The 13,742-nt window shown below is 62.5% G+C and carries 12 protein-coding genes; 4 read left to right on the top strand and 8 right to left on the bottom strand.

Going from position 1 to position 13,742, the window contains the following annotated elements; all coding sequences use genetic code 11:
- Positions 1 to 3: 3 nt before the first annotated feature.
- From rodA to B5F90_RS01035, 5 genes are all read right to left on the bottom strand, one after another.
- A complete protein-coding gene (gene rodA, locus B5F90_RS01055) occupies positions 4 to 1,446 on the bottom strand; it encodes a rod shape-determining protein RodA (RefSeq protein ID WP_087360169.1) in 1,443 nt (480 codons plus the stop codon).
- Positions 1,436 to 3,262: a penicillin-binding transpeptidase domain-containing protein gene (locus B5F90_RS01050; protein ID WP_087360166.1), complete on the bottom strand. Its 1,827-nt coding sequence runs from the start codon at positions 3,260 to 3,262 to the stop codon at positions 1,436 to 1,438. Before B5F90_RS01050 ends, rodA begins: the two co-directional genes overlap by 11 nt.
- Complete coding sequence (locus tag B5F90_RS01045) at positions 3,259 to 3,777, bottom strand: rod shape-determining protein MreD (protein ID WP_087360164.1); 519 nt, start codon at positions 3,775 to 3,777, stop codon at positions 3,259 to 3,261. Before B5F90_RS01045 ends, B5F90_RS01050 begins: the two co-directional genes overlap by 4 nt.
- Positions 3,778 to 3,779: 2 nt before the next feature.
- On the bottom strand, positions 3,780 to 4,643 hold the full coding sequence (gene mreC, locus B5F90_RS01040) for a rod shape-determining protein MreC (RefSeq protein WP_087360161.1): 864 nt from the start codon (positions 4,641 to 4,643) through the stop codon (positions 3,780 to 3,782).
- Positions 4,644 to 4,822: 179 nt separating this feature from the next.
- Entirely contained in the window at positions 4,823 to 5,842 is a 1,020-nt protein-coding gene (locus B5F90_RS01035; protein ID WP_087360158.1) for a rod shape-determining protein, read from the bottom strand.
- Between the two features lie 179 nt (positions 5,843 to 6,021).
- Here B5F90_RS01035 and B5F90_RS01030 point away from each other — a divergent pair, with 179 nt between their 5' ends.
- On the top strand, positions 6,022 to 7,029 hold the full coding sequence (locus B5F90_RS01030) for an NAD(P)H-dependent glycerol-3-phosphate dehydrogenase (protein ID WP_087360155.1): 1,008 nt from the start codon (positions 6,022 to 6,024) through the stop codon (positions 7,027 to 7,029).
- Between the two features lie 3 nt (positions 7,030 to 7,032).
- A complete protein-coding gene (locus B5F90_RS01025; protein ID WP_087360153.1) occupies positions 7,033 to 8,364 on the top strand; it encodes a glucose-6-phosphate isomerase in 1,332 nt (443 codons plus the stop codon).
- A gap of 429 nt (positions 8,365 to 8,793) precedes the next feature.
- On the opposite strand, the gene B5F90_RS01020 is transcribed toward B5F90_RS01025, so the two are convergent.
- Both B5F90_RS01020 and efp read right to left on the bottom strand, forming a co-directional pair.
- Entirely contained in the window at positions 8,794 to 9,252 is a 459-nt protein-coding gene (locus tag B5F90_RS01020; protein ID WP_162607732.1) for a lipocalin family protein, read from the bottom strand.
- A gap of 548 nt (positions 9,253 to 9,800) precedes the next feature.
- Positions 9,801 to 10,367: an elongation factor P gene (efp, locus tag B5F90_RS01015; protein WP_087360147.1), complete on the bottom strand. Its 567-nt coding sequence runs from the start codon at positions 10,365 to 10,367 to the stop codon at positions 9,801 to 9,803.
- Between the two features lie 219 nt (positions 10,368 to 10,586).
- On the opposite strand from efp, the gene B5F90_RS01010 reads away from it, so the two are divergent.
- Positions 10,587 to 11,657: a hypothetical protein gene (locus tag B5F90_RS01010; protein ID WP_087360145.1), complete on the top strand. Its 1,071-nt coding sequence runs from the start codon at positions 10,587 to 10,589 to the stop codon at positions 11,655 to 11,657.
- A gap of 329 nt (positions 11,658 to 11,986) precedes the next feature.
- Here the strand turns inward: B5F90_RS01010 and B5F90_RS01005 are convergent, their stop codons facing one another.
- The gene (locus tag B5F90_RS01005) at positions 11,987 to 12,559 is read right to left on the bottom strand and encodes a polysaccharide deacetylase family protein (protein ID WP_087360142.1); all 573 of its coding nucleotides are present in this window, start codon (positions 12,557 to 12,559) and stop codon (positions 11,987 to 11,989) included.
- A gap of 167 nt (positions 12,560 to 12,726) precedes the next feature.
- Here B5F90_RS01005 and B5F90_RS01000 point away from each other — a divergent pair, with 167 nt between their 5' ends.
- Positions 12,727 to 13,722, top strand: a complete 996-nt coding sequence (locus B5F90_RS01000) for a DUF4837 family protein (RefSeq protein ID WP_087360139.1) — start codon at positions 12,727 to 12,729, stop codon at positions 13,720 to 13,722.
- Positions 13,723 to 13,742: the final 20 nt, after the last annotated feature.

Below are 13,742 nucleotides of genomic sequence, written 5' to 3'. Positions count from 1 at the left end.
GGTTCAGAACTTGTTGAGGCCGAACTGCCGCGTCGAGGCATCGAGCCGCACGGCGATGAAGAGCAGGATGGTGAAGGCGATGAGCGACGAGCCGCCGTAGCTCATGAAGGGGAGCGGAATGCCCATCACGGGCATCAGCCCCACCGTCATCCCGACGTTGACCATCACGTGGAAGAGCAGGATGGCCGCCACGCAGTAGCAGTAGATGCGGCCGAAGGGCTCCTCCTGCCGCTCGCCCATCCGCATCAGCCGCAGGATGAGCAGACAGAGGAGCGTCAGCACGACCATCGTCCCCACGAAGCCCCACTCCTCGCCCACCGTGCAGAAGATGAAGTCCGTATGGCGCTCGGGCACGAAGCCGTACTTGATTTGCGTCCCCTCGAGGAACCCCTTGCCGAAGAGGCCGCCCGAGCCGATGGCGATTTTCGACTGGTTGACGTTGTAGTCCACCCCGCGCGGGTCGCTGATGATGCCCAGGAAGCTGAGGATGCGGTTGCGCTGGTGCTCCTTGAGAATCGAGTTGAAGATGTAGTCGGTCGTCGGCAGGAAAATCATCGAGCAGACGAAGAGCCCCATCGTGATGAAGATGTTGCGCAGGTTGGCGCGGTAGGCGTAGACGGCGACGAAAATCAGCGAGAGGAGCGTCACGGTGAGCAGGCAGTGGTAGAGGTCCATCGCGCCGGGAGCCACGAGCGACAGGATGACGTAGAGCAGCCCCGAGGCGAGGGCCAGCGCGGCGAGGAAGACCAGACGCGAGCGCCACCGGCCGTTCATCATCGCCTCCGAGAGCGTGCAGACCAGAATCATCAGCACGAGCAGCGTCATCGGCGCCAGCAGGAACGAGAGGATGAAGAGGGCGGCGACGAAGAGCACCGGGATGCAGAGCCACTTGTTCAGCCCCTCGCGGTAGAGGACGAAGAGGAACGAGCAGAGCACGACACCCGAGCCGGTGTCGTTCTGCAGGATGATGATGAAGAGCGGGATGCAGATGACCATCCCCACCTTGAAGAGGTTGCCCGGACGGTCAATCGAGAAGGAGTAGGCGCTCATGACGCGCGCCACGGCCAGCGCCGTGGCAATCTTGGCGAACTCGACGGGCTGCACGCGGAAGGAGCCGAACTCGAACCACGCCTTGGCACCGTTGACCTCGCGGCCGAAGAGCAGGGCGGCGACCAGCAGCCCAAGGCCGATGAAGTAGGCCGGATAGGCGAACATGTGGAAGTAGCGCACGTCGAGCAGCAGCAGCACGACGGCCGTGGCCCACGCCACGCCGACCCAGATGAGCTGCTTCATGTAGAAGTGCGAGAAGGAGAAGAAGTCGCTCGTCCCCTCCTCGTACGACGCCGAGGTAATCGAGAGCCACCCCGCGATGACGATGAGCACGTAGAGCAGGACCGTACCGAGGTCCACGCCGTAGAAAATCGAGTTGGTCCGGTTAGCGGTCATATGCGGGGTAGTAGATTTTCATGTTCTTGATATACTCGACCAGTTGCGGGCGCTTGACCGTATCGGTCAGGTAGTACTCCTCGAGCAGGCTGGCGATGGGCAGGGCGGTCGTGGCGCCGAAGCCGCCGTTCTCGACATAGACCGAGATGGCGATTTTCGGGTTGTCCTTCGGGGCGAACGAGAGGAAGGTCGAGTGGTCGCGGCCATGGGGGTTCTGCGCCGTACCCGTCTTACCGCAGACGTCCCACCCGTCGAGACGCGCCATGCGCGAGGTTCCGTCGACATGCACGCCGCGCCACATGCCCTCGACAATCGGTTCGAAATACTTGGGCTCGACCATCGTGTAGTGGCGCTCGTAGAAGCGGCGGTCAATTGAATCCTGCCCCTCGATTTTCTTGACGATGTGGGGGATGTAGTAGTAGCCGCGGTTGGCGATGATGGCCGCCAGGTTGGCCATCTGCAGCGGCGTGCAGCCCAGCTCGCCCTGGCCAATCGAGAGCGAGAGCACCGTGAGCGAGTTCCACGAGCCGCGGTAGACGCGGTCGTAGTAGGCGCGGTCGGGCACGTAGCCGTTGCCCTCGCCCAAGAAGTCCGACCCCAGCTTGCGGCCGAAGCCGAAGCTCTCGACATACTTGCGCCAGACGTCGAAGCCCTCCTTCACGCTGCCGTACTTCGGGTTGTCCAGAATGTCGCGGAAGACGTAGCAGAAGTAGGCGTTGCACGAGGTCGAAACGGCAAAACGCAAATCGAGCGGCGAGGGGTGGGCGTGGCAGCGCATCTTGAGCCGGCCGGCCGAGTAGCCCTGGTTGCAGATGTGGCGGTCCGACGGCTTGAGCACACCCTCCTGCAGACCGATGAGGCCCTGCACCAGCTTGAAGGTGGAGCCCGGAGGGTACTTCGCCCGCACGGCGCGGTTGAACATCGGGCGCCGCTTGTTGCGCACCATCTCGGCGTAGTGCTTGCTGCGCTCGCGCCCCACCATCTGGTCGGGGTCGTAGGTCGGCGAGGAGACCATCATCAGAATCTCGCCCGTCGAGGGCTCGATGGCCACCGCGGCGCCCACCTTGCCGGCCATCAGCTCCTCGGCGAAGAGCTGCAGGCGGGCGTCGATGGTGCTCACCAGATACTTGCCCGACTCGGGCAGCGTGTCGTACATGCCGTTCATGTAGGAGCCCTTGATGGCGCCGTGCGTGTCGACCTCCTGGATGCGCACCCCCTTGCGGCCGCGCAGCAGCGGCTCGTAGGCCGACTCCACGCCGCTCATGCCGACATAGTCGCCCGGCTTGTAGGAGGGGTTGCGGCGAATCATGTCGGCGTTGACCTCGCCCACGTAGCCCAGCAGGTTGCCGCCCACCTTGCGCGGATACTGACGGACGGTGCGGTAGACGGTATAGAAGCCCCGGAAGTTGCCCTCGTCGAAACGCAGCTTGTCCTCCTTGGGGATGAAGTTCATCACCAGCCGCGCGGCACGGGGCCAGCGGCGTGCGGCGGCGAGCTCCCGCTCGAGCTTCTCGCGCGGAAGGCCCAGCACCGAGCAGAGGCGCGTCGTATCGAAGCCCGCCTTGTCGATTTCGCTGTAGACGACCATCAGGTCGTAGCACTCGCGGCTCTGGACCAGAAATTCGCCGTTGCGGTCGAAGACCTCGCCGCGCGTCGGGTACTCAACCACATGACGCAGGGCGTTGGCCTTGGCCAGCTCGACGTAACGACGGTCGAAGAGCTGGATGTAGGCCAGCCTCAGGGCAATCACCCCGAAGATGACGAGCACCACCGCCTGCAACACCCGCATGCGGGCCATTCCTTCACCACCGGTCATACGCGTACGGAGAGTTTCGAGGTGAATATGCGGGCGATGAGCCAGATGAAGCCCACCGATACGGCGCCGCTCACCGCAATGCGCACCACCGTATGCAGCAGATGGCTCCACGAGAGCGACTCGAGCAGAAAGAAGAGGGCGTGGTGTACGGCCACCATCGTCACCAGGTACTCCAGGAAGCGGCGCGAGCCGAAGCGGGCCACCGAGGGGATGCCCCCCTCGCGGGCGTTCTCATGGCCGTAAAACGAGTCAATGAGGGCCGGACGCAGCAGCGCCACGGGCAGCGTGGCGGCGGTGTTGAGCCCCGCACCGCCCGTAGCCCAGTCCATCGTCACCCCCGTCAGCAGTCCGAGCAGCAGCAGCGCGACGGGCGGAATGTCGAGCGGCAGCAGGATGATGAAGGCGACATATATGAGCGGATTGAGGTAGACGCTGATGGCCAGGTTGTCGAACAGAAAGACCTGGAGCAGTGCCGAAACGGCAAACAGGGCGACATAGGGCAATGTTCTGTACATGGCTATTCGCGTTCGTTTCGTTCGTTTTGTTGTTTGACACGCTCGCTCTCACGCAGACGGCGCGTCTCGGCAAGCGAGGTGTTTTCGACCAGAATCACATCCGAAAGGCTCGAAATCTCGGCCGCCAGACGCACCCGCACCCGGTAGGTGGTCTTCGTGTCGTCCAGCTCGGCCTGCTCAACCCATCCGATGAGGATGTCGGCGGGGAAGTACTCCGAGAAGCCCGTCGAGACAACCTCGCGTCCGGGCTGCGGGTCGGCATACTTCGAGAGTTCGTCCATCACCACCTCGTACTGGTTCCGGCCGTCCCAGTAAATCGAGCCGAAGTACTCTTCGCCATCGAGCTTTCCGCTGGCGCGGAACGAGGTGTTAAGCGCCGACATGGCCACCGAATAGTGCTCCGAGCAGTCGATGACGTAACCCGCCATCGCACCGTCCGACGAGAGGACGGCCATGTCGGGCACCACGCCGTCGCGCAGTCCCTTGTCGAGCGTGATGAGGTTGCGGCGGCGGTTGACCGTATTGGAGACCACGCGCGCCGTCATCAGCCGGTAGGGCGACTTGGGCAGCGAATCGACGCAGGAGGCCTGCCACGCCTGCTCGTCGGCCGCCTCGTAGCGGGCCAGACGCGTTTCGAGCTCGACGACGCGGTCGAGCAGGCGGCGGTTTTCGCCCCCCAGCGTAAAGTAGTGGCGGATGCCGGCGAAGAATCCCTGTACGCTCCCCACGACCTGATTCGAACGCGAAAGCAGGCGGGCCTGGGTGTAGGCCGTCGAGTGGGCGTAGTAGCGCACGGCAAGACCCTCCAGCAGCAGGAAGAGCAGCACTACGTAGATGCTCCGTATGAAGGCCAAAAGTTTATGCAAGGTTCCGTCGTTTTAATCAAGATTGCGGACAGCAATTGCCCGCAATCCATAGGTTTGACCCTAAGCAGGTTACAGCGACGCCCCATTCGGGAGCGGCTCTGCGGCCCGCATTTTCCCGCGCACCCGTCCGGCACACCCCGCCGCCTCGCGGCACGGCCCGCCCCGGGAGCGTTTTCCCGTTACCGCATGAGGAACGAGAAGCGGTTGATGTTCTTGAGCGCGATGCCCGTACCGCGTGCAATGGCGCGCAGCGGGTCCTCGGCGATGTGGAACGGAATGCCCGTCTTTTCGCTCAGACGACGGTCGAGCCCCTTGATGAGGGCGCCTCCGCCGGCCAGGTAGATGCCGTTCTTCACGATGTCGGCATAGAGCTCGGGGGGCATCGACTCGAGGACAGTCATCAGCGCCGCGTCGATTTTCGTCAGCGACTTCTCGAGCGCATAGGCGATTTCGCGGTAGCTGAGCGATACGGTCTGCGGCAGGGCCGTCAGCATGTTGGGACCCGTCACGACGAAGTCCTCGGGCTCCTCCTCCAGGTCGGAGACTGCGGCGCCGATGGCGCACTTGATGGCCTCGGCCGTACGCTCGCCGATGCGGATGTTGTGCTGCTGGCGGACGTAGCTCTGGATGTCGCTCGTGAAGACGTCGCCGGCCACGTTGATGGACTCCGAGCAGACGATGCCGCCGAGCGAGATGCAGGCAATCTCCGACGTACCGCCGCCGATGTCGATGACCATGTTTCCTTCGGGGGCCTCAACGTCGAGTCCGGCGCCCAGCGCCGCGGCCATCGGCTCGTAAATCATGTAGACCTCGCGGCCGCCGGCATGCTCGGCCGAGTCGCGCACGGCGCGAATCTCGACGTTGGTCGAACCCGACGGGATGCAGATGACCATCCGCAGCGAGGGGGCGAAGAGGCTGCCCGAGGTCTTCACCTTCTTAATCATGCCGCGCAGCATGAGCTCCGTGGCGTTGAAGTCGGCAATCACGCCGTCCTTGAGCGGACGGATGGTCTTGATGTTCGGATTGGTCTTCTCGTGCATCTGGCGGGCCTGATGACCGATGGCGACCACCTTGCCGGTGTGCACGTCGAGGGCCACGATGGAGGGCTCGTCCACCACGACCTTGCCGTTATAGATTATCAGCGTATTGGCCGTTCCGAGGTCGATGGCCAACTCCTGTGTCAAAGAAAACATTCCCATATTTATTCGCTCAACTTTCTTATTGTCAAACAGGTAAGAGTTCGTATCCGTAAAAATTCCCGGGGCACGCCTCCCCAGGAGCATATACACGGACAAAGGTAGCAAAAAGCAGGGGGATTTTTACATTTTTTATTAAGTTTTTTTTATTTACTTTTGTATGGCAAACAACAACCGACCGCATGGAACACCCAATCGGACACGAGGCCCGCTGCGCCGTCATCGGGTACGGCAGCTGGGCGACGGCCATCGTCCGCCTGCTCACCGAAAACAACCTCCGCACCGGATGGTACGTACGCAACCCCGAGGTGCTTGAATCGCTGCGCACCGAAGGGCGCAACCCCCGCTATCTGAGCGACGTGGAGTTCGACACGGCGCGCATCGCACCGTCGGACAACCTCGACGAGGTGGTTGCCGCCGCCGACGTGGTCATTCTGGCCACTCCGTCGGCCTATCTCAAGGATTTTCTGGCGCCGCTGACCGTACCGCTGCGCGACAAGTTCGTGGTCTCGGCCATCAAGGGCATCGTTCCGGGCGACTACCAGACCGTCGTGGAGTACATCCACGACCACTACGGGCTCTCCTACCGCCAAATCGGCATCGTCACGGGCCCCTCGCACGCCGAGGAGGTCTCGCGCGGCAAGCTCTCCTACCTGACGGCCGTCTGCGCCGACGAGGAGAACGCCCGGCGGCTGGGCGCCATGTTCGCCACGTCGTACATCCGGCTGAGCTACTCGACCGACCTCTATGGCATCGAATATGCAGCCATCCTGAAGAACATCTACGCCCTGGCGGTGGGCATCGCCGTGGGGCTGGGCTACGGCGACAACTTCCTGGCGGTGCTCATCTCGAACAGCGCCATGGAGATGGACCGTTTTCTCGAAGAGAGCTACCCCGCACCGCGCAACACCCACGCCTCGGCCTATCTGGGCGACCTGCTGGTGACCTGCTACTCGGTCTACAGCCGCAACCGCCGGCTGGGGCTGCTCATCGGCCACGGCTGCACGGTGAAGAGCGCCCTGAACGAGATGACGATGGTCGCCGAGGGCTACTTCGCTTCGGAGTGCATCCGCCACATCAACACGCGCCACGGCGTCGAGATGCCCATCGCCGAGATGGTCCACGAGGTGCTCTACAACGGAGCTTCGCCCCGCCGGCTGATGCAGGAACTGACTTCTAAACTTATCTGAGATATGAATGCGTTAAAACTGGACATCACCAAGTCGGGCGTCACGATTACCCCCGACATGGAGAAGGCGGCGCTCGAAGCCAATGCGCTGCTCTACTCGGGCAAGGGCGCCGGCAACGACTTCCTGGGGTGGGTGCACCTTCCCTCGTCGATTTCGGCAGCCGACATCGAGGCCATCGAGGCCGAGGCGGCCAAGCTGCGCGCCAAGGCCGACGTGGTCATCTGCATCGGCATCGGCGGCTCGTACCTCGGCGCCAAGGCGGTGCTCGAGGCGATGAGCGACCCCTTCCGTCTGCTGCACAAGGCTCCCCAGGGGCCGACCGTACTCTTCGCCGGGCAGAACATCTCGGAGGACTACACCTACGAGCTGCTCGATGCGGTCCGCGACCACTCGATTGCCGCCATCGTCATCTCGAAGTCGGGCACGACGACCGAACCGGCCATCGCCTTCCGGCTCATCAAGGCCGAAATCGAGCGGCGCTACGGCAAGCGTGAGGCGGCCGAGCGCATCGTCGCCGTGACGGACAAGGCTCGCGGCGCCCTCAAGACGCTGGCCACGAAGGAGGGCTACCCCACCTTCGTCATCCCCGACGACGTAGGCGGACGCTTCTCGGTGCTCACCCCCGTAGGGCTGCTGCCGCTGGCCGTCGCCGGCGTCAACATCGCCGAGCTGGTGCGCGGCGCCCGCGAGATGGAGCACGCCACGGGCGAGGAGGTTCCCTTTGCCGAGAACCCCGCGGCCCGCTACGCCGTGGTGCGCAACGAGCTCTACCGCAGCGGCAAGCGCATCGAGATTCTCGGCTCGTACGAGCCCCGGCTGCAGTACATCAACGAATGGTGGAAGCAGCTCTACGGCGAGAGCGAGGGCAAGGATGGCAAGGGGCTCTTCCCGGCCAGCGTGACCCTCACGGCCGACCTCCACTCGATGGGTCAGTACATCCAGCAGGGTGAGCGCATCCTCATCGAGACCATCATCTCGGTGGCAAAGCCCGCCCACGAGGTGCGCATCGAGGCGGATGCCGAGAACCTCGACGGATTGAACTACCTGGCCGGCAAGCGCATCTCGGAGGTGAACCGCATGGCCGAGCTGGGTGTCCAGATGGCCCACCTCGACGGCGGCGTTCCCAACCTGCGGGTCGAGATTCCGGCCATCGACGAGCACGCCATCGGCAGCCTGCTCTACTTCTTCGAGAAGGCGTGCGGCATCAGCGGCTATCTGCTGGGGGTCAACCCCTTCGACCAGCCCGGTGTCGAGGCCTACAAGAAGAACATGTTCGCGCTGCTCGAGAAGCCCGGCTACGAGGAGGCCACCAAGGCCATCAAGGCCCGGCTGTAGGCAGCCCAGGAGAGGGGGGGGAGAAGAAAAAAGAAAAGCGAAAACAAAAAAATCCGCTCCTCCGCGACACGCGAAAAAATCCCGGTTCCATCCAGAACCGGGATTTTTGTATCCGACAAGAGAGTCTGCCGGGCGGCTGTTGCGACACCGGACAACGACTGGCAAGACCCACCCTCGGGTCCTGCCAAACCGAAGAGCCGCCACCTCTCACCCCGCCCAGACAGCTCCGGCCGGGCAACTCTCCTTCCCGCGGAACAAAGCCAAACAACCCGCCTCCCCACGGAACAGGGCTCCCGACCCCGGCCGGGCAGGTCCCGAGCCCCGGACATTCGGAGAGACTGCTACACGGAGCGACGCCCCCTCCGGAGACAAAAAGAGAGGCGGACGCCCGTACCCGGACATCCGCCTCGTTGCATCTGATGCTGTCTGTTAGAGGAAGCGCTCCTCGGCCGGAATTTCGATAAAGGCCGTGCGCGTCATTACCCAGTCGGGAATGGTCGTCGCGTTGAACTGAGCCGCCTTGCCGTTGGACTCGGTGAGGGTCAGCGAGCTGCCCGAAAGTTTCACCGAATAGCTCTCCTTCCACGCCTTGCCGTCGGAATAGGTTCCGCTGAGCGAGCCGCCGCTATAGTTGTAGTTGCCGGTCAGTTCGGTATAACCGGCCTCGTTGATGTTCTGATAGAGTGCAAAGGTACCCCCTTCGTTGAAGCGGATATAGACCTTCTCGGCCATCTCCTGCGACCCGGCATACGAAGCAAGCACCCAGTCGCCGACGATACCGTCGTTGCCCGACGGCGAACCGCCGCCCTTGTTGTCATCACTACCGCCGCAACTGCTCAAGGCGAAAGCGGCAAACATCACGATTACGAATTTAGTCCAAATTTTCATACTATAAAGCCGCCCGGATTTGGTTTTCAGCGGATGCGGACCTACAAATATAGTCAATCCGCCTGAAAAACCAAAAGCTCCTCCGAAAAAAAACGCCGAAAGGGTCCACATCCGAGTAAAAATTCCCTTTCCGCAACATTTTCCGGCCAAAGCGGACAAACGGCCCGACACCTGCACGGCACCCCTCCGTCCGCTCCCCGTTCTTCCTCCGTTCACTATCTTTCCCGACCTGCTCCCGGCCTTCCACAGGCCCTCTTTCTCCAACCGTCCCTTCGACAACCCCGAACACTCCCGGTCTTACGCCCCGTCCGTCCCTTGCTGCCGATGGCCAAGGCCTTACCCCCCATCCGTCCCTGCGGAGGGGCGGCCTTTTACCGGGTCGAAGCTGGCGAGGGGGACGCTTTGCCCGCCCCGGCCCGACAACAGTGCTCACCGGAGCCGGCAGCCCCCGCTGTCGGAAAACAGAGGCGGACGGAGCACGATGCTCCGTCCGCCAGCTCGAAAGGGGTTGCGCCGGAGGCTTTCCGACGCATGCCGCACCTATATAATTACTTGATGCGCTCGTAGTACTCGCGCGTGCGGGTATCGACACGAATCTTGTCGCCCGTATTGATGAAGAGCGGCACGCGAATCGTGGCACCCGTATTGACAACGGCCGGCTTGAGCGAGTTGGTCGAGGCGGTATCGCCCTTGATGCCCGGCTCGGTGTAGGTCACCTCCATGTCGACAATCGGAGGAAGCTCGGCCGAAAGCACCGTCTCCTTCTCGGTGTGGAACATCACCTCGACAATCTGGCCGTCGGCCATCAGGTCGTAGTTCTGGATGAGGTTCTTGTCGATGTTAATCTCCTCGAAGGTCTCGGTGTGCATGAAGTGGGCGCCCAGGTCGTCCTCGTAGGTGAACTGGTAGGGGCGGCGCTCCACGCGCACGGGTTCAATCTTCGCACCTGCAGTGAAGGTGTTGTCCACCACGCGGCCGTTCTCCAGGTTCTTGAGTTTCGTACGTACGAAAGCGGGGCCCTTGCCCGGCTTCACATGCTGAAAGTCCACAATCTGGAAGGTCTTGCCGTCCAGCTCGATGCACATGCCGATTTTGATGTCTGCAGTCGTTGCCATAGGATTATCTTTTTATGTTTGTATTCGCGCCGCGAAGTTAGTAAAAAAATCTGAATTTTCCACCACCCCGCCCCGCGGCCTTTCGTCGAAACCGCCACAAATGCACCTTCCGAAGCGGCAGGCGTCCCGGAAGTTTCCTTTCGAAACTCGAAAGTTGCCTAATTCGTCCCGTTTTTTTACCTTTGTGTCTGGTTTTATTAACAACAAAAGGTTAAGTTTATGAGAAACGCAACTCGATTATTCCACCTCCTGGGCATTGCGCTGCTGAGCTTCACGCTGGCAGCCTGCTCGGATTCGGGCGACAACGACCCGACACCCTCCCCCGACGGCGGCGGCGACGGAACGACACTCGTGCCCACGCAGGACGTAACGACGGAGGCCTACTACAAGGGCGACCTCTACGGCACCTCAACGGGCAACCTCTGGATTAACTTCATCTCGAAGATGGAGTACGACGCGTCGGAGGGCGACTACGTCGGTCCGGGCTATATCCTCTGTCTGGACTTCAACACCACGCTGGCCGAGAATGCCGATTTCGCCACGCTGGCCGAGGGCACCTATACGTGCAACTATGCGTCGGACAGCCACGAAGCCTTCACACTCAACGTCGCCTACGGCGACAGCTACCTGCTCCGCTACGCCGAGGGCGGCGGTTCGGAGAACTTCGATATCACGGGCGGAACGGTCACCGTAGCCCTCCGCGAAGGATACTACTGCATCGACGCACACCTGACGCTGAGCGACAACTCCGACTACGACTACTCGTTCGTCGGCGAGCTGTCGTTCCTCAACCGCTCGGACGAGGGGCAGATGAGCAACCTCACGGGCGACGTCACGCTGAGCGGCATGACGCAGGCGCTGGCCGGCTACTACGGGGCAGCCTTCACCAACACGTCGGACTACTACACAATCATCATCGCCGGACCGGACTACGACCTGGACGTCAACTACGGAGCCTCGGACGCCCTGATGCTGACGCTCAACGTCACCCCCGGGAGCACGGATGGGATTCCGTCGGGCAGCTACACGGTCGTCGACACCTCGACGGCCATCGACTTCTACCCCAACACCGCGCTGAGCGGCATCTATGACCCCACCTACGGCGGCTACTTCGGCACGTGGTTCTTCTCGACCACCGGGAAGCTGGAGGCGTCACTGCGCGGCGGCGAGGTGAAGGTAACCAACAACGGCGACGGCACCTGCGTCTTCGACATCTCGCTGCAGGACGGCTACGGCCACCGCGTGTCGGGCAGCTGCACGGTCCCCTGCCGCGTGGAGGACTGGTCGTAGCGACACACACTTCCGCAGGAACACGGACCCAAGCAACGAAGAGACCGGCCTTTCCCGAACGGGAAAGCCGGTCTCTCATTTTTCCACAAGGCAATCGGGCGGCGGCACAGCCGGCAGCGGAGGAGGGGGAGCAGACAGAAGAGGAGGACGACGGAACGGGCCGATGACAGAACGGCCGGACGCAGAACCGACCGACGAAAGGACAGCCGGGCCGGCAGTACCGGGCCGGACGCAAGGGGAGGGGTGGCGGAACAGCCCGCCGCAGAACCGCCCGGAAGCGACACCGGGCCCTCTACCTAACAGGCCGGAAGCAACACCGGGCCCTCCGTCTACAGTTCAATCGACTTGCAGCGGAGCCCCATCTCGCGAATCCGCTCCAGCGTCCGGGGCAGCGCATAGCGCATGTTGCGGAAGGACTTCTCGCTGTCGTGAAAGACCACGATGGAGCCCGGCGCCAGATACTTGGTCACGTTCTTCAGACAGGAGCGCGGCGAGAGGCGGCGGTTGTAGTCGCGCGAGATGATGTCCCACATCACCAGCTTGTAGCGCTGGCCGAGCAGCCGCGCCTGCGCCGGCGTGATGCGGGCATAGGGCGGACGGAACAGCTCGCTGTGGATAAAATCGTTGGCAAAATCCACATCCTCCGTATAGCGCTCCAGGCTCATGCCCCACCCCTTCTGGTGGGAGTAGGTATGGTTGCCCACCTTGTGGCCGGCGTCGAGGATGCGCTGGAAGAGGTCGGGATACATCTCGACGTTCTTGCCCAGCACGAAGAAGGTCGCTTTGGCATCGTACTTGTCGAGCGTCGAGAGAATCCATTCGGTAATGCCGGGCGTCGGGCCGTCGTCGAAGGTGAGGAAGACCCCCTCCGCATCGTCGATTTCCCAGATGAGGTCCGGCATCAGACGCCGGATTATTTTCGGTGGTTTGAGTCGCATGGCAATCGGTTCCCGAAGCAAAAATAGTGAAAATCCCTCCCATTCCGAAAAAATATATCTATATTTGTAGGGTGTGCAGTACTCCGTCTGCACAGAGCGCCGCACACCTCAATCCATTAACCGACCATACCATGAAAAAGAGACTGCTGCTCGCACTGGTTGCCCTCGTCGCCCTGGCGGGAACCGGCTGCGACGCCTTCCACAAACTCAACAACGACCATAAGAAGAGCGCCCAGGGGCGCCCCTACGAACTGATTGTCGTCTGCCCGCAGGACAAATGGACGGGCGAACTGGGCGACACGCTGCGCAGCGTGCTGACGGCCCCCGTCCCCTACCTCAACCAGACCGAACCGCACTTCGACGTGCTGCGCGTCACCGAGCGGGGCTTCTCGGGAATGGTGGCCGACCACCGCAACATCCTCAAGGTGGCGACCGACCCGAAGCTCGACTCGACCACGGTGGCCGTCCAGTACGACGTGACGTCACGGCCGCAGATTGTCCTCACACTCCAGGGCCCCGACAACCGCCACCTGACCGACTACGTCTCGGCCCACCGCGAGCAGCTGCTCGCAGTGCTCGAGAAGGCCGAGCGCGACCGCGCCATCGAGAGCGCCCTGCGCTACAACGAGACGGGCATCCAGAAGGCCATCCTCAAGAACTTCGGCGTCGAGATGACCGTGCCGAAGGGCTACATCCTGGCCGCCGACCAGCCCGACTTCCTCTGGGCACGCTTCGAGTACCCCGAAGCCAGCCAGGGCTTCTTCATCTACTCCTACCCCTACGCCGGCAAGGAGGCGCTCACCCCCGAGGCGCTCATCGCCGCCCGCAACCAGTTCGCCGCCCGCATTCCGGGACCCTCCGACGGCTCCTACATGACCACCTCGGAGCTCTTCGTGCCGGGCTACCGCATCTTCAAGCTCGAGGGGCGCGTCTGGATTGAGATGCGCGGCTTCTGGGATGTCGAGGGCGACTTCATGGGCGGTCCCTACGTCAGCTACACCACCGTCGATGAGCGTACGGGCCGCGTCTTCACGCTCGACTGCTACGTCTACTCGCCCCACCTGCACAAGCGCAACTTCATGCGCGGCGTCGAACATCTGCTCTATCTGGTGAAGTTCCCCGACTGAGCCTCCGACCCGCCGACCGA

Origin of the sequence: Alistipes sp. An31A, from assembly GCF_002159425.1 — a bacterium.
Classification (GTDB): Bacteria; Bacteroidota; Bacteroidia; order Bacteroidales; family Rikenellaceae; genus Alistipes; species Alistipes excrementigallinarum.
Note: the sequence above shows the minus strand (reverse complement) of the source record. Positions and strands in the feature narration are given on the sequence as shown.